General features: G+C 47.3%; 16 protein-coding genes. 3 read left to right on the top strand and 13 right to left on the bottom strand.

What is annotated here, in order from left to right; all coding sequences use genetic code 11:
* Positions 1-204: 204 nt before the first annotated feature.
* Entirely contained in the window at positions 205-660 is a 456-nt protein-coding gene (locus E8M12_RS05220; protein WP_136735040.1) for an Hsp20 family protein, read from the bottom strand.
* A gap of 351 nt (positions 661-1,011) precedes the next feature.
* Here E8M12_RS05220 and E8M12_RS05215 point away from each other — a divergent pair, with 351 nt between their 5' ends.
* Positions 1,012-1,617: a DUF924 family protein gene (locus E8M12_RS05215; protein WP_136735039.1), complete on the top strand. Its 606-nt coding sequence runs from the start codon at positions 1,012-1,014 to the stop codon at positions 1,615-1,617.
* 466 nt (positions 1,618-2,083) lie between these two features.
* On the opposite strand, the gene tpx is transcribed toward E8M12_RS05215, so the two are convergent.
* The 6 genes from tpx to E8M12_RS05185 all read right to left on the bottom strand — a co-directional run bounded on the left by tpx (position 2,084) and on the right by E8M12_RS05185 (position 9,111).
* Positions 2,084-2,656: a thiol peroxidase gene (tpx, locus tag E8M12_RS05210; RefSeq protein WP_136735038.1), complete on the bottom strand. Its 573-nt coding sequence runs from the start codon at positions 2,654-2,656 to the stop codon at positions 2,084-2,086.
* A gap of 68 nt (positions 2,657-2,724) precedes the next feature.
* Entirely contained in the window at positions 2,725-4,383 is a 1,659-nt protein-coding gene (locus E8M12_RS05205) for an amidohydrolase (protein WP_136735037.1), read from the bottom strand.
* 130 nt (positions 4,384-4,513) lie between these two features.
* Complete coding sequence (locus tag E8M12_RS05200; protein ID WP_136735036.1) at positions 4,514-5,728, bottom strand: ABC transporter permease; 1,215 nt, start codon at positions 5,726-5,728, stop codon at positions 4,514-4,516.
* 11 nt (positions 5,729-5,739) lie between these two features.
* Complete coding sequence (locus E8M12_RS05195) at positions 5,740-7,050, bottom strand: ABC transporter permease (protein ID WP_136735035.1); 1,311 nt, start codon at positions 7,048-7,050, stop codon at positions 5,740-5,742.
* A 19-nt stretch (positions 7,051-7,069) separates the two neighbouring features.
* Entirely contained in the window at positions 7,070-7,783 is a 714-nt protein-coding gene (locus tag E8M12_RS05190; RefSeq protein ID WP_136735034.1) for an ABC transporter ATP-binding protein, read from the bottom strand.
* Between the two features lie 50 nt (positions 7,784-7,833).
* Entirely contained in the window at positions 7,834-9,111 is a 1,278-nt protein-coding gene (locus tag E8M12_RS05185) for an efflux RND transporter periplasmic adaptor subunit (protein ID WP_136735033.1), read from the bottom strand.
* A gap of 583 nt (positions 9,112-9,694) precedes the next feature.
* Here E8M12_RS05185 and E8M12_RS05180 point away from each other — a divergent pair.
* A complete protein-coding gene (locus E8M12_RS05180) occupies positions 9,695-11,212 on the top strand; it encodes an N-acyl-D-amino-acid deacylase family protein (protein WP_136735032.1) in 1,518 nt (505 codons plus the stop codon).
* A gap of 66 nt (positions 11,213-11,278) precedes the next feature.
* Here E8M12_RS05180 and lnt read toward each other — a convergent pair whose 3' ends face one another.
* From lnt to E8M12_RS05150, 6 genes are all read right to left on the bottom strand, one after another.
* Positions 11,279-12,844 (bottom strand): apolipoprotein N-acyltransferase, encoded by a 1,566-nt coding sequence (lnt, locus tag E8M12_RS05175; protein ID WP_246034021.1) that lies wholly within the window; start codon positions 12,842-12,844, stop codon positions 11,279-11,281.
* A gap of 72 nt (positions 12,845-12,916) precedes the next feature.
* Positions 12,917-13,798 carry a CorC family transporter gene (locus E8M12_RS05170; protein WP_136735031.1) on the bottom strand — a complete coding sequence of 294 codons (882 nt, stop codon included), beginning with the start codon at positions 13,796-13,798 and terminating at the stop codon, positions 12,917-12,919.
* A gap of 53 nt (positions 13,799-13,851) precedes the next feature.
* Positions 13,852-14,319, bottom strand: coding sequence for an rRNA maturation RNase YbeY (gene ybeY / locus E8M12_RS05165; protein ID WP_136735030.1), 468 nt, complete (start codon positions 14,317-14,319; stop codon positions 13,852-13,854).
* 158 nt (positions 14,320-14,477) lie between these two features.
* Positions 14,478-15,503, bottom strand: coding sequence for a PhoH family protein (locus E8M12_RS05160; protein ID WP_136735029.1), 1,026 nt, complete (start codon positions 15,501-15,503; stop codon positions 14,478-14,480).
* An 86-nt stretch (positions 15,504-15,589) separates the two neighbouring features.
* A complete protein-coding gene (miaB, locus tag E8M12_RS05155) occupies positions 15,590-17,041 on the bottom strand; it encodes a tRNA (N6-isopentenyl adenosine(37)-C2)-methylthiotransferase MiaB (RefSeq protein WP_136735028.1) in 1,452 nt (483 codons plus the stop codon).
* 323 nt (positions 17,042-17,364) lie between these two features.
* A complete protein-coding gene (locus E8M12_RS05150) occupies positions 17,365-17,679 on the bottom strand; it encodes a hypothetical protein (RefSeq protein WP_136735027.1) in 315 nt (104 codons plus the stop codon).
* 615 nt (positions 17,680-18,294) lie between these two features.
* Here E8M12_RS05150 and E8M12_RS05145 point away from each other — a divergent pair.
* The gene (locus tag E8M12_RS05145; protein WP_136735026.1) at positions 18,295-19,485 is read left to right on the top strand and encodes an FAD-dependent monooxygenase; all 1,191 of its coding nucleotides are present in this window, start codon (positions 18,295-18,297) and stop codon (positions 19,483-19,485) included.
* Positions 19,486-19,641: the final 156 nt, after the last annotated feature.

The following is a 19,641-nucleotide window of genomic DNA, read 5'->3' as shown; positions in this document are numbered from 1 at the left end:
GAACCCTGAAACCTGAGGCCTGAAACCTGGATGTTTACATCCCTGGCACCCATGCATCATATCATCCATGTGATTCTATCGTCAGTATGTTCCCGACACTGCCGATATACCTATATCCTTATAGGCAACTTACATCCCTGTAAACAAAAGGCCCCGAGAGGGGCCTTTATCGACAGATTTTAAGGGAGATAGATTATCTGGCGATTAGTTGGTTTTACCTTCAAGCAAGCTTTTGCCGTTAATGGCTATCTTGCGAGGTTTCAGGGCTTCAGGAATTTCACGCTCCAAATCGATATGCAACAAGCCGTTTTCCATATGTGCGGAAACAACTTTCACATGGTCCGCCAGTTGGAACTTGCGCTCGAAGTTGCGCTCGGCAATGCCCTGGTATAAAAATTTTCGATTCGCATCCGCTTCTTCAGTTTGCTTGGTTCCGGTGATGATTAATGAACCGTCTTTTGATTCAATATCCAGCTCCGATTCGACAAACCCGGCGACAGCCATAGAAATGCGATATTTATCATCGGCGATTGATTCAATGTTGTAAGGAGGATAAGCCGGTTGTTTCTCTGCTCGAGAGGCTTTATCCATTAAAGAAGCTAAGTGCTCTGCACCGATGAATGAACGATAAAGTGGAGAAAAATCAGTAATAGTACGCATAGTCATATCCTATTTATAGCAATATGTTAAAAATTAAGTGCCTTTCTTAAAGAAACGGCGGTTATGTCGTTTGTAGACCCATTATGGCGACTACAGTTATTGATATGGGGCAGGGAAAAATCGTTTCAAGGGATGAAATAAAAAAATTTTTAATTTTTTAAGGGACACAATCGAAGATTGTTGCGGGTACGCGGCAAAAAAAGCCGCTCCGGGTAACGAGCACTTTCACTCGGAGCAACTCTGTGAGTTGCGTGCCCGGAGTAAAATTTTTAATTTTACGTGCTCGGAGGGCGTTGTTCGCCCGTACTCGGAGCGAAACAATGTTTCGCGTACTTTAATTAGGAGAACCTCATCCGTCATCTCATCGAACAAGTCCTGCAGTTTTGGTTTGGCGATATTTCACAAGAGCTCGCAGATAAAGCCAAACAAAACCTTTGGTACGCGGCCAGTGTCGAGCAAGACCTACAAATCGCTGCTCAATTTGGCTCCTTGGTTGAGTCGGCGGCAACAGGTCAATTTAAAGACTGGCAACATAGTCCACGAGGCTCTCTGGCGTTGATTATCCTGCTTGACCAGATGCCGCGCAATATTTATCGGGAAACCGCAGCCGCGTTTGCCAACGATGCGCTCGCCTTGCAATATTGTCTCGATGGTATTGACCGGGGGCATGATCAGAGACTTTGCCTGATTGAGAGGTGCTTTTACTATCATCCACTTGAGCACAGCGAATCTTTGTCGATGCAAGACCTGTGTCTGAGCAAATTTAATGAACTGGAGGATGAGTACTTTCTGGAACCACATATCCAGTTTATTCAAAACGCCCAGGGTTTCGCCCGTGAGCATGCGGATATTATTGAGCGATTTGGCCGTTTTCCACACCGTAATCGGGTATTAAATCGAAAGTCTTCGCAACAGGAACTCGCCTATTTGAAAACGGCAAAACGGTTTGGCCAGTAGAGTGAAGGGTACGCGGAAAAAAAAACGCCGCTCCGGGTACACAATCGACGATTGTTTCGAGTACGTGGCAAAATACGCGACTCCGGGTAACGAGTGCTTTTACTCGAAGTAACTCATTGAGTTACGTACCCGGAGTGAAATTTTCAATTTCACGTGCTCGGAGGACGCTTTTCGTCCGTGCTCGAAGCGAAACTATGTTTCGCGTACTTGATTAATTTCACGTGCTCGGAGCGAAACTATGTTTCGCGTACTTGATTAATTTCACGTGCTCGGAGCGAAACTATGTTTCGCGTGCTTAAAATTGGAGATTGTTTCGGGTAAAGAGCACTTTCACTCGGAGTAACTCGTTGAGTTACGTACCCGGAGTGAAATTTTCAATTTTACGTGCTCGGAGGGCGTTGTTTGCCCGTACTCGGAGCGAAACTATGTTTCGCGTGCTTAAGGTAATATGTTGCCAGACAACATATTACCTAACCATCATCAACGCAGTATCGTAGTCTGGCTCGTTGGAAATATCTTTAACCAGTTCTTTGTAGACTACTTTGCCATCTTTATCGATGATAATGATAGCGCGGGTAAGCAGTCCCATGTCTTTGATTAACAGACCATATTTGTTTCCAAAATCACGCCAGACTGAGTCCGACAGCACCTTGATCTTGTCAACCTTTTCAGTGCTGCAAAACCGTTTTTGTGCGAACGGTAAATCGTTAGAGATGGTTAACAGCACAACATCACTTGGCAGGCTGCTGACTTCATTATTAAAACGTTTGGTCTGGGTGGAACAAACCCCGGTATCCAGGCTCGGTACGACAGAAATCATCACCGTCTTTTCGGCAAAGTCGCTTAAAGAGACTTTCTCGAATCGTTCGTTGACGACAGTAAATTGTGGCGCATCGTCACCCACATTAACCGGTTCACCGAGTAGCGTAATGGGCTTTCCGCCGGCGGTAACCACCTGGCCAGTATCGGTTGAGAAGTCAGAGTTAGCATTAACCGCGAACGAGGCTACTAAGCCTAAGGCTAAAAATACGTATTTCATATATCGGGGCAATTCCTTATTTGACCTTTGTTTTATCCATGTTAACGTTTTTCAGGTATCGCTAGAAGTTAAAATTCGACTTTTTTACCTGCCACCCAGGTCTGGTTCACTTTAGTTTTCCAGATGTTTTTCTTTGCAATCGCAAAAATATCCTGATCGACGAGAATAAAATCTGCCTGTTTTTCAGGTTCTAACGAGCCCAGATAGGTTTCCTGGTGCCCGGCATAGGCAGCGTCAAGCGTAAAGCTTTTAAATGCCTGGGACATGGTCATTGACTGCTCCGGATACCAACCACCTTTCGGTAGATTTTTCTGATCCTGGCGAGTCAGGGAAGCATGTAAACCAAAAAACGGATTGGGTGACTCTACTGGAAAGTCGGAGCCTGCGGCGATGACTACACCTTTGTCCAACAGCGATTTCCAGGCATATGCGCCTTTGATTCGCTCTGAACCTAAGCGGTCTTCGGCCATATTTTTATCGGATGTCGCATGAGTTGCCTGCATCGAGGCGATCACCTTGAGCTCGGCGAAGCGATCAATATCACTTATTTGTAACACCTGGGCGTGTTCTACCCGGTGACGCAATGCAACGCTATTGGTTTGTTTTATCGCCGCCTGGTAATGATCCAGGACGATTTTATTGGCATTATCGCCAATGGCGTGGGTATTTACCTGAAACCCGGCTTGCATGGCATGGTTAATGATTTGTCCCAGGACCTTATCATCGTGTAATAACAAGCCTCTATGGTGCGGCATATCCGAATAGCCCTCGATTAGCGCAGCACCGCGACTACCGAGTGCGCCATCTGCAGAAATCTTAACACTATTGATTTGCAACATTTTATCATCGTTTAACAGCACCCCGCTCGCCAGGGTCTGCTGCCAGTTTGGATCCATGACATCGACCATGGCGTTGATACGAATTGGCATTGCCTGTTTTTTAGCGAGGTTTTGATAGGCTTCAATATTTTGACTGGAAATGCCGGCATCATGGACAGAGGTTAAGCCCAGTGACGCCAGCGAGCGCATGCTTTTGTCTAAAGCGCGTTCCATTTCATCCAGGGTCAACGCTGGAATATGATCAAAGATTAACGCCATGGCATTATCGACAAAGACACCAGTTGGTTGATTGTTGTTGTCGCGAATAATCTGTCCGCCATCCACTTCTTTGGTTGAAGCCTTGATGCCGGCAAGTTCCATTGCTTTGCTGTTTACCCAAAGTGCATGGCCATCTACCCGGGAGAGCACTACGGGGGTATCAGGAAAGGCTTGGTCGAGGCTGGCCGCCGTCGGAAATTCATTGCTTGGCCATTGCACCTGATTCCAGCCACGACCTTGAATCCAGGCCGTATTGGGATTTTTCTTGGCAAATTTGATCACCCGTTGCACGCTGTCCTGTTCTGACTCTGATCCCATTAAATCTACTCGCATCAGGCTCAGGCCATAATTGAGTACATGGCCGTGGGCATCAATCAGGCCAGGTAACATTACCTGACCTTTACCGTCGATAATTTTAGTATCGTCAGCGGCTTCAATGTTTTCGGTTAGCTTATAAATGCGATCAATTTTATCGTCGGTAAACTGCAACGCTTTGAAGGTCATTAGCTCACCATCGGTAAAGGTATAACCCTTCACGTTATTGATGATAGTGGTGTCCGCCAGGGCAGGAACGGAGAACATGCTGGCAACGGTTGCAACAATCAGTGCTGGTCGAAATGAGAAAGTCATAATAATTATTATCTTTGTTAACGTGATGTTATCTTAGCAATGAAAATTGCGCTGGGCTAGGGGGCTGTTGGGGCAAAATTATCACGGGGCCAGAGTTGTTGAAAAGCAACGACTCTGACCCCTAAGGGTATCAGGCGGTTCGGGTGGCGATCGCCGGAGAGATATTTGCGGCTTTTCGAGCCGGGTAAAGGACAGCGAGTAAACCAACCAGATAGATACAGGCAATGCCAATCACCACCAGCACCGGATTAATGGGTGACAGGGTAAAGGTATTGACTAACCAGATATTCAGGCCAATGGCGCCGGCGCTGCCAATGACTACGCCTAAGGTCGTTATCATCAGGTTTTCTATCAGAAAATACCCCATGATCTGTGAACGCGATGCTCCCAGGGCACGACGGGTACCGATTTGTTTGGTGCGCCGGTTGATACTGAACATGGCCAGGCCGACAATCCCAAACCCGGTGATAAGCGTTAAGGTAAAGACCACAGTGGTCAGGATCTTATTTACCGCATTGTGGCCACGATAACTGCGCTCACGGGTTTCTTCCATGGTCCGCAGGCCGCGGATGATTCGACCTTTATTGCTTTGTGCCAAGGCTTTTTCAATGATTGGCATAAGTTCATCACGGCGCCCGGGTTCGGTACGAATCATATAACGGCTATTGCTGGTTTCCATTTGGTATGGCACTAGCATCGAGCGCTCCACACCATTCCAACCATTCCATGGTGCCTGCAGCGCTCTGACGATGCCGATAATCTGAATCGGCTGGGTCTGTGAAATATACACGGTTTTGCCCAGCGCCGATTGCCAGTCATCAGGATACAGTTCTTTTGCCATTGCCTGGGTAACGATGGTTTTAGCCGGCCAGCGGGTGGTCCCGGATTCCCGCCATTGAATATCGGTCTCGGCAAAATTTTCACCGCTCAATAACTCCAGGCCTAAGGTATGTATCGCATGATCATCAACCATATAAACGGCGACACCCGCCGAAGATTGGTTTTCACCGGGTTCAGTTTGCAGGCCCATTGACCAGCCGCCACCGCTTAATGGGATCGCATTAATCTGAATGGCATCGACAACGCCTGGGGTGTTGCGCAGCAATTCCAGATCATCGCGCAGCGCTACTTCCTGGTTATAATCGGTAGCGAAGATAGTGTTACTTAAATAAAACAGGTTAGCTTCATCAAGACCGCTGGGGCGCTGCATTTGCGCATGTCGTTCCTGCATCATGAATACGGCATTCACCATAATGGTTAAGGTAAGGGCAATCTGCAGGCTTATTAGAATTGCACCAACCTTGTTGCGCAGTAAGGCTCGAAAAATCAAAGCTATTTCGTTCATTATCAGGCTCCTTACTGAGATTTTAATTGTTGTGACGGCTGCACTTTCGATGCCTGCCAGGTCGGGTACAAGCCCGCGGCGAGACTCGAAAGGATGGCAAGAGCAATCGCGGATAGCACCAGGGTGGCATCCAGTTCGGTTAAGCCCCGGGTCATTTCTCCGTACAAGCTGTCAATGCCCTGTAGGCCAAGGTACGCAAACAGTAAACCGAGCAGCCCACCGGCTACGCCGATACATCCGGATTCAACCAGGTATTGATAGAATAGGTCGCGGCGGCTGGCACCAAGCGCCTGGCGAATGCCGATTTCCCCGGATTTTCCGAGAAATTTAGCCAGCAATAAGCCAACCGTATTGAGCAAGCAGACGAGCAAAAACATCAATGACATCGCCATCATCATAACCGCGTCGTCCTCGACCACTTCCATCGATTCAAGCCATTGCATCACGTTTAGCAGGCGATTGTTCAGAGGTCGTTCAAACCGGCCAATGGCTTTTTGTTGTTGCACGTACGCAGTAAGAAAATCGTTATATTCCTGCCAGGCCTGGTTGTCGGGCAATTCGACCCAAAACTGGGTCCATACACATTCAGAATTGAGAAACGCCTCAAAGCCATCACCGCTCGGTTTCCAGCAATTGGTATTGCCACTTCGGTTAATCTTTTCTTCGGCAATCATGCTAAATGGAACGAAAATTTCTTCCGTTTCGTTAAATGCGCCGGTGCTGATATCGTAAAAGCGTGGTAATGGATTCCAGTAATCAATAACACCGACGACTTTGTAATAAAAACCGGCGATTTTAAGGGTTTGGCCGACGGAATTTTCACCGCCAAATACCCGTTGGTTGATTTCACTGTTGATCACGACCACCTGCTCTTTGCTTTCATCCGCCTGGCGAGTCCATGGGCCACCGTAAATAAATGGTACGTCAAACATGGTAAAAAAGTCGGCGCTATTGGCGCGGGCACTGACCTGAAATGGGATGCTGTCATCACCCTCAGGTTCAATCACCGCATTGGCCTGGGACTGCACGGTTTGGCGCATCGCTTTTCGGGCATCCATTAACGCCATCGCGTCCCGATAGGTCAGCTGCGCTGGTGGACGACCATCATCAAAATACGGCTCATTGACATCCCAGCTGTCTAGTTGCACATTAAACAGCTGATTGCTTTTGTGGGGAATGGGATTGGCTGACATCATGTAGTTGACGGTAATCGTCGTCATGGCGGCACCGATGCCAAGGCCGATGGCAAGGATCATCAACAGGCTCAGCCCCCAGTGCTTGACCATACTGATTTTTGCCATTCTTAAATAATAGAAAAACATACGACTTATCCTTTATCGCTTAAGCAATGGCTTGTGGGCTGACATCGATATCATGATCAATGACTTTATCCAGTTCACTGACCCGGCCGTCCTTGATTTGGATTTTGCGACTGGCCCGTTTCGCCAGTTCATTATCATGGGTTACCATAATGATGGTGGTGCCCTTGGTATTGATATCTTCTAACAATGACATGACGGATTGCGCCATATGGGTGTCGAGGTTACCGGTCGGTTCGTCCGCCAGGAGAAAACGAGGATGGGTCGCCAGGGCCCGGGCAATCGCTACCCGTTGTTGCTGACCACCGGAGAGTTGGCTAGGCAGGTGCTTCATTCGCGATGCCAGGCCAACCATATCTAAATGATGTTCAATGCGTTCTTTACGCTCTTTTCCTTTTAAGCCCAGGTATCGCAACGGCACATCGACGTTGTCAAACAGGTTAAGGTCCGGTATTAGATTGAAACTCTGGAAAATAAAGCCAATCTTTTCATTGCGAAACCTTGACCGTTGCTTGTCGTTTAATCCGCTAACGTTGATGTCATCCAGCAAAAAACTGCCACTGGTAAAAGTTTCTAACAACCCGGCAATATTTAAGAAGGTGGTTTTTCCTGAACCCGACGGGCCAGTAACGCTGACAAAGTCACCTTCATTGACTTGTAAGCTAAAGTCCCGCAATGCATGGGTTTGAATCTCATCGGTCTGGAACACCTTGGAGATATTGGTCATGGATAACATAGAAGGTTCCTTTCAGTAATGTTTAACTATTAGGGTTAGTGTCATCGGCGCTACTGGGTAAGTAACACTTTGTTGGCGTTTTTAAATCGGTCGGTACCGGAAATAATGATGCGGTCACCGGCTTGCAAGCCATCGAGAATTTCTACCGAACCGAGGCTGCGTGCGCCGGTTAATATGGCTTTCTTTTCGGCAATATCACCATTGAGTACATAGGCAAATTTACCATTGGAACTGTCCAGGAACTGGCCGCGTGGAACTTGCAGGACCTGAGTGCGTTGTTCAAGCAGAATCCGGGAATTGAGACGTTGGTTCTGCCGCAGGCCCGCAGGACTTTTTTCTTTAAAGCGCACCCGACCGGTTACCTGGTTCTCAATAATTTCCGGAGAAATGGTGATCAGCTGGGCCGCATACTGGTTACGGTTAAACTTGATATCGACGTCCATGCCTATGGCCAAATCATCGGCGTAGGATTCGGGAATGGCTACTTCCACTTCAAATTGGGTGAGGTCGACGACCATCAGAATGGGCTGATTTTTTGCCAGGTAGGTTTTGTTTTCGACATTCAGGTTACCAACAATGCCGTTAACCGGAGACCGTACCTGCAGGGCATCAACCTGACGTTGAAGTTCGTTAACCAGGCTGGTCTGGCGTTTAATCTGTAATTCTAACGATTTAATTTCAAATTCGGCACTTTCCTTGGCCAGCCTGGCATCATCTACCGCATGTTCATACTGTAATTTTGCATTGGCGAGATCATCCTGCGCTTTTTCAAAGTCAATCTGGCTGATAGCACTTTTCTCGTAACCAAGATCCGCCCGGCGCTTTTCCCGTTCCGCTGTCGTTAACGCAACTTTAGCCAGATCCACGGCTTTTTTATCAATCAGAAATTGTTTCTTAGCAAGAATGCGCTGGCGCTCAAGGCCGGTTTGCAGGTCCAGCAGGCCGGCAGCTTCCTGTTCAAAGCGAGCGGTGAGTTCGGGACTATCGATACTGGCAAGCAGTTGTTGTTTACTGACTTTGGTTCCAGCATCAACACTGAAAGTAATGGTTCCTTCGGCGGGCGCGTAAATCGTCGGACTCACCGCGGCAACTACCCGGCCTTGTACGGACACATCTCGGGTAAAATCGCCGACGGTGATCTCACCGATGCGGACCCGTTTCTGGGGAATGGAAATATCTGCCTGGCTCCAGTTACTGGCAGCGGGAACGATTTGCCAGGCCGCGAGAGAGAGTGTGATTAGACAGATGCCAGCGATGACCGCCCATTGATTAAATTTCGACTTTTTTTTGATTACCACATCCTGATTGCTGGTATCTGCAATTTTCATTATTCCCCCGAACAACTTCCAGTTATTGCTATTAAGATGAGGCAAGTGGAAAAAAGGTTGTAAAAAAATTGAAAAAACTTAAAAAAATGAAAATGCCGATTATGCCCGAGAGTCCGGTTGTGTTGGATGAGTGCAGTAGCCCGGGCTCGCGCGCACTGTTATCGCTTGGTGCTGGTGTTCACATATACCAATCACATTAAGTTTGTGCACAACTCAGAGTTAGGGCAGAGGTTCATTTACAACATAGATTTCATTGATATAGTCATTCTATATTAATGAAATATAGGGCAGTAAATGGGCCTCTGATAAACTCCCTACGGGTGAGTTTTATAGGCGTTTATCCTGCGTTACTGATTTTGACAATGGAGTAACCATTCTCTGCAATCAAAGCCTTGTTTAAACGCCTTTAAATTCTCACTGAGTGAGCAATAATTTAACGTGATTGGTATTATTAATCGTGTTACACCTTTTGCTAATTAAAATTTAAGAGCAGTCCGGCGCAATAACCAACCATTGGCGTTAGTGGACGTTAGAGGGAGTTATGGTTTTAAATTCGTTTAAAAAAGGGTTTCAGGTAAAATTAATGTCACTGTTTGTGGTTGTTTTCCTAGCAGCGATCAGTAGTGACGCGCTGGCAACTGCAGCGCCAGAAGAACCAGCGGATCTGGTGATTAATCATGCGCGAATCATTGATGGCACTGGCACACCCGCCTATCGCGGCAATGTTTACATAGCTGGTGATAGAATCGTTGAAATTGATAGGGACAACGCGAGTAAACGCAGTGCGACTCGCCATATCGATGCGATGGGCAAAGTATTGAGTCCCGGGTTTATTGATTTGCATTCCCATGGCTCGCCATTGCGTCATGGCGATTTTAATAACTTTACCGCCATGGGGGTAACGACCATTTCCCTGGGGCAGGATGGTTCCAGTCCTGATAGTCGCAACCTGGCCAAATGGATTGCCAAGGTTCACAAAAACGGGGTTACCCCAAACATCGCCATGTTTATTGGCCATGGCACCTTGCGCCGCCTGGCTGGCGTAAATGGCGAGGTCATTAGCGCAAAACAACAACAAGAAATGGAAAATCTGCTGTCAGATAACCTTCCCTATGTATTCGGTATGACTACCGGCCTCGAATATAGCCCGGCGCTCTATGCCAAGCCGCAGGAAATCCAGGCATTAGCAAAAATTGTCGGTAGAGAGGATAAGCTGATCATGAGTCATCTGAGAAATGAGGATGATAGTGCCCTGCAGACATCCATTCGCGAGCTTGCTGAGCAAGGACAGTATGCCCGGGTGCATGTTTCGCACCTGAAATCTGTGTATGGCAAAGGGCAGCAACGGGGCGCACAGATATTGTCGTGGCTGCAATCAGCGCGAGACGATGGTATTGAAATCAGTGCTGATGTTTACCCTTACACGGCAAGTTATACCAATATCGGTATTGTTTTCCCGGAATGGGCTAAAACGGATGCGCAACTGGCAATCGCGGTTAACAACCGTAGGGCAGAGCTGGAAACGTTTATTCGCAATAAGGTCATGGCTCGCAATGGTCCTCAGGCAACCCTGTTTGGCACGCCGCCCTATACCGGGAAAACGCTTGCACAAGTTGCAGTCGAAGCGGGAAAACCATTCGAGCAGGTTTTAATCGATGATATTGGTCCACGGGGGGCATCTGCCGCCTATTTTGTTATGGACGATGATTTGCAAAGTCGCCTTGTTGTTGATAACAACATTGCCATCGCCTCAGATGGCAGTCCTACCGGTTTTCATCCTCGCGGCCATGGCACCTTTGCCAAAGTACTGCAACATTACGTGCGCTCGCGTGAGCTGCTCACGTTGGAACAGGCGATCCATAAAATGACTGGATTACCTGCGCAGATTTTAACGCTCAAACAGCGAGGCGTTATCAAAGAGGGAAATTTTGCCGATCTGGTGATCTTCGAACCACAGCAGGTAAAGGCAAATGCGAGCTATAGTGAACCGCATCAGTTAGCCAGCGGCTTTGAATATGTTCTGGTAAATGGGCAGTTAGTGTTGGCAAACGGAACGTTCTCAACAGTCAGGCCGGGCAGGGTATTGCAACCGGATAAATAAGTCGTCAAAGAAAAATCAAGGGGTCAGAGTTGTTGATCTAAGACCAACAACTCTGACCTCTTGATTCTATTGATTAGGTTTGCGGCGCCACCTCGCGAGAATGGCGGTAATGGCCAAGAAAATGGCGATCAGGCTAACCAGGATGCGCTCGATTAAATATCCCCATTGGCTGTAGGGCGTTTCTCCTGAGGTCAGGCGCACTTCGGTGCTTAATGTAGCCTGCTCAAACTGCGGCACCGATGCGGCAATTTCGCCTTGGTGGTTAATTACCGCGGTAATGCCATTATTGGTGGCACGCAACATCGGACGACCAAATTCAATAGCGCGCATGCGGGCAATATCCAGGTGCTGATGCGGGCCATGCGAGTCACCAAACCAGGCATCATTGCTCACCGTCAGTAACAGGTCGGTGTCCGTTGATACATTCGCCGCCGTTTGTTGGGAAAATGCCACTTCGAAACAGATCAGCGGAGCAAGGTTTAAGCCACCCGCGCGCAGGTTATCCTGCACATAATCACCACGGCTAAAGGATGACATAGGTAAATCAAACAAGGGCGCGATTTTACGCATCAGCGACTGAAACGGCACAAACTCGCCGATAGGCAGTAAATGATGCTTGTTGTAGCGGTTATTGTTGCCGTAATAATAATCCCGGCTTTTATCCTCGGGTTTTGGACTGATGCCGGATTTACTGCCAAGGACAATCAAGGTATTAAAAAAGCTTCGGCTGGTCATTTCATAATTAATGATGCCGGTAATTAATGCACTTTGGTGCTCGCGCGCCAGGGCATCAATGTTCTTTAAATAAGGTTGTGATAATGGCTCGAGTCTTGGAATGGCTGCTTCCGGCCAGATGATTAAGTCATGGTTTTGATATAAAGTAGCCGTATCGTCAACGTATTGTTGAATGATCACATCTTCGCGGTTTTTATCCCATCGCAACGATTGTTTAATATTGCCCTGAACCATGGCGATCTGCACGGGTTTACCTGTATCCGTGACCCAGGTTGGCAGGTGGCTCAACACCGTGCCAATAATCAATGTGCTGAGAATAATCCCGGGTAACAGACGTTTTTGACTGAACAGTAGGTAGTAAAGAGCAACGCAGGCAAGCAGTAATAATGACGACAATAGGGTTTCGCCGACGATAGGCACCCATGCCACCAAGGGCGAGTCTATCTGGCTATAACCGAGTGATAGCCAGGGGAATCCGGTAAGCAAACGTGCCCTGAGGTATTCGCTGAGAAACCAAAACAGCGGTAATAACAACAGGTAGCTGGATGCAAGTCGCCATTGAAAACAGGCGGTAAGCCAGGCCGCCAGCGCCGGAAACAGTGCCAGGTAGGCACACAGCAATAACATTAAAAACAATGAGGCGATTAACGGCATACCACCAAAGGTAGCGATGCTGACATGTACCCAGGAAATCCCGGCGGCAAACCAGCCAAGGCCGAAGCTAAAGCCACGCCACCATGCCTGCTTTTTATCGGCATCATCTAGTTGTCGGATAAAAACAATAAGGCCTAACCAGGCAACTGGCCATAAGGAAAATGGTGCATAAGAGAGCACCATAAGCAGTCCGGCGATAAAACTGGTAAGTAATTTAAACGTTGGAGATTGGCTCAGGCTCAAGGTATTGTTCCATCAATTTACAGCGCGGCTCGGATTCTCTTTGTTCTGAAGATAAGAGCGCTGCCAGCGCCCTTATCGTTCATCCACCAAACGACCATTGATTTCATGGTCTTTAGGTACAGTCACCTGTAGTTGTTGTATGCGACGTTTGTCGGCGGAAACGACTTTAAATTCAAATCCTTCAATTTTAATACTTTCACCGCGCAGCGGCATATGCCCAAAGCGGTGCATGACGGTGCCACCAATGGTATCGGCAGCTTCTTCATCAAAGTTACAGTTAAAGTATTCGTTAAAATCATCTAAATCAGTCAGCGCTTTAACGTGGAAAACATTGCCAGCGAGGCGACGAATTTCCCGTTCCAGTAAATCATCATGCTCATCTTCGATTTCGCCGACGATCAGCTCAAGAATGTCTTCGATTGTGACCAGGCCTGACACGCCACCGTATTCATCAACAACCACAGCCATATGATAACGCTGCTGGCGAAACTCTTTTAATAGCGGCTCAACCCGTTTGCTTTCCGGGATGATGATGGCAGGGCGAATAATGTCTTTTAATGAGAAGTTGCTCGCGTCTTTGGTAAATCCATAGGCCAGCAAATCTTTGGCCAGTAATACACCTTCGATATGGTCAATGTCATCATTGATAACCGGAAACCGAGAGTGCGCTGATTCCAGCACGATAGGCAGAAATTCTTCCACCGACTGCTCAATATCAACGGTTACCATATGGGAGCGGGGGATCATGATGTCTCGAACGCGCATATCGGCAACTTCCAATACACCTTCGAGCATTTGCTTGGTAGCGGGTTTGATCAACTCACGGTCTTGAGCATCTTGCAATACTTCGACCAATTCTTCTTTATTTTGCGGCTCTCCGGTAAACGCTTGTACGATTTTTTCCATTATGGACTTCGAAGAGCCGTTGCTAGAGTGCGGGTTGTCGTCGCTCATAGAGCAAATTTTTACCTTAGTTATTTAAAATAATGACTGGCCGATTTGATCGTCTAGTCGGTTATGTAGGGGTTAGCAATATTTAATGATGCCAGCAGCTTAACCTCTAAAGCTTCCATTTCTTCAGCATCATCTTCTCTTATATGATCATAACCCAGTAAATGCAAGCATCCGTGGATTATCATATGGGCCCAATGGTCCATTAATGCTTTATTCTGTGTCAACGCTTCCTGACGAACGACTTCGGCACAGACCACTAAATCACCAAGCAGGTTAATGTCGACCCCCTCTGGCACCTCAAATGGAAATGACAGCACATTGGTGGGTTTGTCTTTGCCTCGGTATTCGCGATTTAATTGCCGGGACTCTTCATCAGTGGCAATGCGAACCGTTAGTTCAGCATCTTTTGAGTACTGGCTTAGCGCGGTATCAATCCACAGTTGTAGCTGGGCTAAGGAAGGCAATTCCTGGTTGTCATCACAGGCAATTTGTAAATCGAGAGTATTGGTTGTTGTCGTCACTATAATCGTCAGTCGGTAGGGAACAGGGTGCGCATCCAGGGTTCGTGCCTAGGGTAGCGAGGCCTTCAGATACAGCCAGGCTTCGCACCCAGGACAAACAAGTAGAGTCTTGTTTGCGCAAAAAGTTCCGGTTATTTAATAAAAACTTTGGCTAATGGTTACTCAGCTTCGCTGTTGCCGCTTTTTTTCTGCGCGACATTTCTTTGTTGATTGGAATCATGGCGCTCATAGGCTTCGACAATCCTTGCTACTACCGCATGGCGGACGACGTCTTTAGACTGGAAAAAATTAAAGCTGACACCCTTAATGTTGTCTAATACTTCGATCGCATGACGCAGTCCAGAACGTTGCCCCCGTGGTAAATCTACCTGGGTAATATCGCCGGTTATGACCGCTTTGGAATTAAAGCCAATCCGGGTCAGAAACATTTTCATCTGTTCAACCGTGGTGTTCTGGCTTTCATCGAGGATAATAAAGGCATCATTCAACGTACGGCCACGCATGTAAGCGAGAGGTGCGACTTCAATGACATTACGTTCAATGAGCTTTTCAACTTTTTCAAAGCCAAGCATTTCAAATAAGGCATCATAAAGCGGACGCAGGTATGGGTCGACTTTTTGCGACAGGTCGCCCGGTAAAAAGCCTAGCTTTTCGCCCGCTTCTACCGCTGGGCGGGTGAGCAGAATACGACGCACTTCCTGGCGCTCCAGGGCATCGACAGCACAGGCCACCGCCAGGTAGGTTTTACCAGTACCGGCAACACCGACACCGAAACTGATGTCATTAGTCAGTACATTCTGAACGTAAGTTTTCTGGTTTTCGTTACGTGGTTTTATCAAGCCCCGTTTGGTCTTGATGGTTACCATCTTATCGTAATCCGCCTGGTGATCGCTGCCTTGCTCCAGCACATTGGCTTCATGAATTGCAAGGTGCAACATTTCCGGGGTGATATTACCCGCTTTACCCTTAACTTCTGCGGTTTCGATATACAGATCTTTGAGTAGCTTAGCGACGGCATTGCTGTGAGTTTCATTGCCATGAATCTTGAACGCATTGCCACGGTAGCCAATCTCAACGCCTAGCAGACGCTCAATTTTACGCAGGTTTTCATCTAGTGGACCGCACAGGTTTGCAATCCGATGGTTGTCCATGGGTTCCAGTGTTACATCTAAGCTGGTTTTCATTGTAATTAAACCATTTTCCTTTATCAGTTCGGGGGCAGGTTTTGAATGGTGCAATCACCGCACCTTCAAAAACTGACCTCTAATTATCAGGGCGTAAAGGTTTCAACACCTAAACGGTCTGTGTCAGTATCCGTCGACATAGTTTGACCATGATGCTGGTTGGCAAGTATATCTGCCGGTGAATGGGCAATTCGCAGACCCATTTCACCCTCTGTGCGAATCAGCTTGCCGCGTAATGAATTACTGTAAACATCGGTGATTTCCACATCCACAAACTGGCCGATAACCGTGTGTGGTGCTTCAAAGTTAACGATGCGGTTGTTCTCGGTACGACCACGCAATTCCATCGGGTTTTTCTTCGATGGACCTTCAACCAGAATGCGTTGCTCGGTACCTAACATTTTACGGGCAATCGATAACGCCTGGGTATTGATTCTGTCCTGTAAGATTTGTAAACGCTGTTTCTTGGTTGCTTCACTAACATCATCTACAGCATCGGCCGCAGGAGTTCCCGGACGGGCGCTATAGATAAAGCTGAAACTGATATCAAAATTAACGGCTTTGATCAGGTCCATGGTCGCTTCGAAATCATCATCGGTCTCGCCTGGGTAGCCAATGATAAAGTCAGATGACATACAGATATCCGGACGAACCTTGCGCAGGCGACGAATTTTACTCTTATACTCAATCGCCGTATGGCCACGTTTCATCATATTCAGAATACGATCACTGCCGCTTTGTACCGGCAGGTGCAAGTGACTGACCAGTTCCGGAACATCGGCATAAACATCGATAATGTCGTCGGTAAACTCTACCGGATGCGAGGTCGTGTAGCGAATACGGTCAATGCCATCAATGGTCGCGACTAAACGCAGTAAATCGGAAAAGCGACAGATACTGCCGTCGTGGGTTTCACCACGATATGCATTTACGTTCTGACCGAGTAAGTTTACTTCCCGTACACCCTGTTCTGCTAATTGGGCAATCTCATAAAGTACATCGTCAAGAGGACGGGATACTTCTTCGCCGCGGGTGTATGGCACCACGCAGAAGGTACAGTACTTACTACAGCCTTCCATAATCGATACGAATGCCGTCGGGCCTTCAGCCTTTGGTTCAGGCAAACGGTCAAATTTTTCTATTTCCGGAAAACTAACGTCAACAACCGGGTTGTGTTCACCGGTAACCTGCTGAATCATTTCCGGTAAGCGGTGCAAGGTTTGCGGGCCGAATACGATATCGACAAACGGCGCTCGCTGACGAATCGCGTCACCTTCCTGGGAAGCAACACAGCCACCAACACCGATGATTAAATCGGGATTGTCAGCCTTGAGATTCTTCCAACGGCCAAGTTGATGGAACACTTTTTCCTGAGCTTTTTCACGAATGGAGCAGGTGTTTAACAGCAATACATCCGCTTCTTCCGCTTCTTTGGCTTCAACAAAACCGTGAGTGGAATCTAACAGGTCAGCCATTTTTTGCGAGTCGTACTCGTTCATCTGGCAGCCCCAGGTTTTAATAAACAGCTTTTTGGTCATGCACGTTCGCCTAAATTCGGTACCACCCAAAGTATAAAGCCTTGCAGGGAATAATTCGCCTCAAGGGTCGCAACTGACTTTGTCAGGCAACGGCCCGAGTTACCTGATGCTAAGCAGCGAAAAGTTGTCGGACTTGGGTGGTTGGTAAATAAAAGGAGCATATTTTACTCTTTCTTGTTTCACCATGCCACCGTCTGGCTGTTATTAATTTGTAAAGTTGTGGGGCGAGGGGGCTTTGTTTTTACATGAAACAGGCAGGAACCCAAAGGTAATTGTTAAAAGTTCCTGCCCCATTAGTTGCCAGGCAAATTTGCACAGAGATTTTATTCTGCCGCATTATCGGTCGCCGGCCAGCTCTGGTTTTGAGCCAACTGGTTATTAAAGTGACGGGTTTGCTCGCCAATGTTTTGAATCGTATAGTGAGCCTGCTGATAAATATCCAGTTGTGCCTGATAATCCAGGTGCTGCAGTGCATGCATGGTTTTTTGTGCCAGGGTATCGACGTTTCCCTGATAGGTCACGGTATAGGTTTGCATAGGCATGGTAACCTGTTCGGTGACAGACAGAGCCTGTTCCGCCTTTGCAGTCTGAGCCAATACAAGAGACGTGGATAGCAGGGCGATAGCTAAGGTTTTCATAATGGTTTCCTTCATAAATTTTGCATCATCACGATTTAAGATAGGAAATGTTAAAAAAAGGTTGCGAGGCGGTTGTAAGCAATTATGTCAGATCCCGCATTTTTATAGGTTTTGTTACATTCCTAGTGGTATTTTCCGTTTAACGTGAAATTCTGGCACTTTATCGAACATGCTTATTAACGCTTTGTTTTTAGGACATAAAAAACATCATTTTCATTTTGCTCTGGCATCTCCGGGGCGTTGTCCATTAGAATGAAAGCTCGGGTCAGGTCTGCAATGTTGCCACTGCTGCACAATGCAATCACCGAACCCGCTAATACCAATCACATTAAGTTTGTGCACAACTCAGAGTTAGGGCAGAGGTTCATTTACAACATAGATTTCATTGATATAGTCATTCTATATTAATGAAATATAGGGCCGTAAATGGGCCTCTGATAAACTCCCTACGGGTGAGTTTTAAAGGCGTTTATCCTGCGTTATTGATTTTGACAATGGAGTAACCATTCTCTGCAATCAAAGCCTTGCCTAAACGCCTTTAAATTCTCACTGAGTGAGCAATAATTTAATGGGATTGGTATATTCATGAGTACAGCAAAGGGCTAATGCAGGGAAATGGAAAAGTTTGATTGTCTGATAGTTGGTGGCGGCATGGTAGGTGCTACCGCGGCCTTGGCATTGGCCGATTTAGGATTAAAAATAGCGGTCGTTGATGCTCATCGGCCAAACCCTGAGTTACTCGAACATCCTCAGTCATTCGATCCGGAACAACCGTATAACCTCAGAATATCGGCAATTTCTCTGGGTTCCGAACAGCTATTGCAACGCCTGCAAATCTGGCAGCAGGTATTGGATTGGCGGGCTTGTCCCTATCGACGCCTGGGGGTATGGGAGTTGGGATTAAGTTACGCAGAATTTAATTGCCGGCAGATAGACCAGACCCATCTGGGATATATGGTGGAAAACCACTTACTGCAGGCTTCTGCCTGGATACAAATGCAGGCGCGAAAGAATATTTCAATGATTGCCCCGGCGCGGCTAAAGGCAATCGAGACGTTTTCTGATCGGGTATTGGTGACTCTCGACACTGGTCAAATTCAATGTGAGTTGCTCATTGGTGCCGATGGCGGCAATTCAAAAGTACGGGAACTTGCGCAAATCGGTGTTACCGGTTGGGATTATCAACAATCGGCGATGTTAGTCAATGTCATCACTGAACAAGGGCAACAGGATATTACCTGGCAACATTTTATTAATGGTGCCCCTGCTGCTTTCCTGCCATTACAGGGGAATCATGCGTCCCTGGTCTGGTACGATAAACCCGGCGTGATTAATGAATTGGTGAAGTTGCCAAATGAACAGTTACAACAACGCATCATCAAGCACTTCCCCAAACGCCTGGGTGGGATTGAGGTTCTGGATAAAGCTTCTTTTCCATTGGCGCGTCGCCATGCCAATCAATACGTAAAAGGAAGGGTATTGCTGATTGGTGATGCTGCTCATTCGATCAATCCGTTAGCAGGGCAGGGGGTGAACCTTGGATTTAAGGATGTCAAAGCCCTGCAGGAAACGTTCGCGATGGCGATTGGCTCGGGCAAGCATTACGCCAGCCCCGAGGTATTGACTCAGTATGAGAAGCAGCGCCGCAATGATAATTTGTTGATGATGACGACCATGGATTTGATTTACCGCGGTTTTAAACAACCAACGGGGCCGGTCAAGTTGTTGCGTAATTTAGGGCTCTTTGGCGCCCAGCGCTTAGGTGTGGTTAAGGACAAAGTGCTGGCTTACGCCTGCGGGTTATAACATTAAAAATCAAGGGGTCAGAGTTGTTGATCCAAGATCAACAACTCTGACCCTGTAGGATCCCCACAAATTTATAACACTTCATAGCCGAGTCCTTCGCTCTGGTTTTGAAGCGTTTTTATTGCATTCATTGTATCTTTTACCGTTATCCTAAAC

The sequence above is a fragment of the Thalassotalea mangrovi genome, assembly GCF_005116735.1.
GTDB classification, from domain to species: domain Bacteria; phylum Pseudomonadota; class Gammaproteobacteria; order Enterobacterales; family Alteromonadaceae; genus Thalassotalea_A; species Thalassotalea_A mangrovi.
The sequence above is the reverse complement of the archived record's forward strand: the minus strand, read 5'-3'. Positions and strand labels throughout refer to the sequence as shown.

Coding starts and splice junctions, on each gene's coding strand:
- miaB (WP_136735028.1), bottom strand. CDS start 17,041: ATGACCAAAAAGCTGTTTATTAAAACCTGGGGCTGCCAGATGAACGAG.
- E8M12_RS05195 (WP_136735035.1), bottom strand. CDS start 7,050: ATGTTTTTCTATTATTTAAGAATGGCAAAAATCAGTATGGTCAAGCAC.
- E8M12_RS05150 (WP_136735027.1), bottom strand. CDS start 17,679: ATGAAAACCTTAGCTATCGCCCTGCTATCCACGTCTCTTGTATTGGCT.
- tpx (WP_136735038.1), bottom strand. CDS start 2,656: ATGAAATACGTATTTTTAGCCTTAGGCTTAGTAGCCTCGTTCGCGGTT.
- E8M12_RS05200 (WP_136735036.1), bottom strand. CDS start 5,728: ATGAACGAAATAGCTTTGATTTTTCGAGCCTTACTGCGCAACAAGGTT.
- E8M12_RS05180 (WP_136735032.1), top strand. CDS start 9,695: ATGTCACTGTTTGTGGTTGTTTTCCTAGCAGCGATCAGTAGTGACGCG.
- E8M12_RS05170 (WP_136735031.1), bottom strand. CDS start 13,798: ATGAGCGACGACAACCCGCACTCTAGCAACGGCTCTTCGAAGTCCATA.
- E8M12_RS05160 (WP_136735029.1), bottom strand. CDS start 15,503: ATGAAAACCAGCTTAGATGTAACACTGGAACCCATGGACAACCATCGG.
- E8M12_RS05145 (WP_136735026.1), top strand. CDS start 18,295: ATGGAAAAGTTTGATTGTCTGATAGTTGGTGGCGGCATGGTAGGTGCT.
- E8M12_RS05185 (WP_136735033.1), bottom strand. CDS start 9,111: ATGAAAATTGCAGATACCAGCAATCAGGATGTGGTAATCAAAAAAAAG.
- E8M12_RS05190 (WP_136735034.1), bottom strand. CDS start 7,783: ATGTTATCCATGACCAATATCTCCAAGGTGTTCCAGACCGATGAGATT.
- E8M12_RS05220 (WP_136735040.1), bottom strand. CDS start 660: ATGCGTACTATTACTGATTTTTCTCCACTTTATCGTTCATTCATCGGT.
- E8M12_RS05205 (WP_136735037.1), bottom strand. CDS start 4,383: ATGACTTTCTCATTTCGACCAGCACTGATTGTTGCAACCGTTGCCAGC.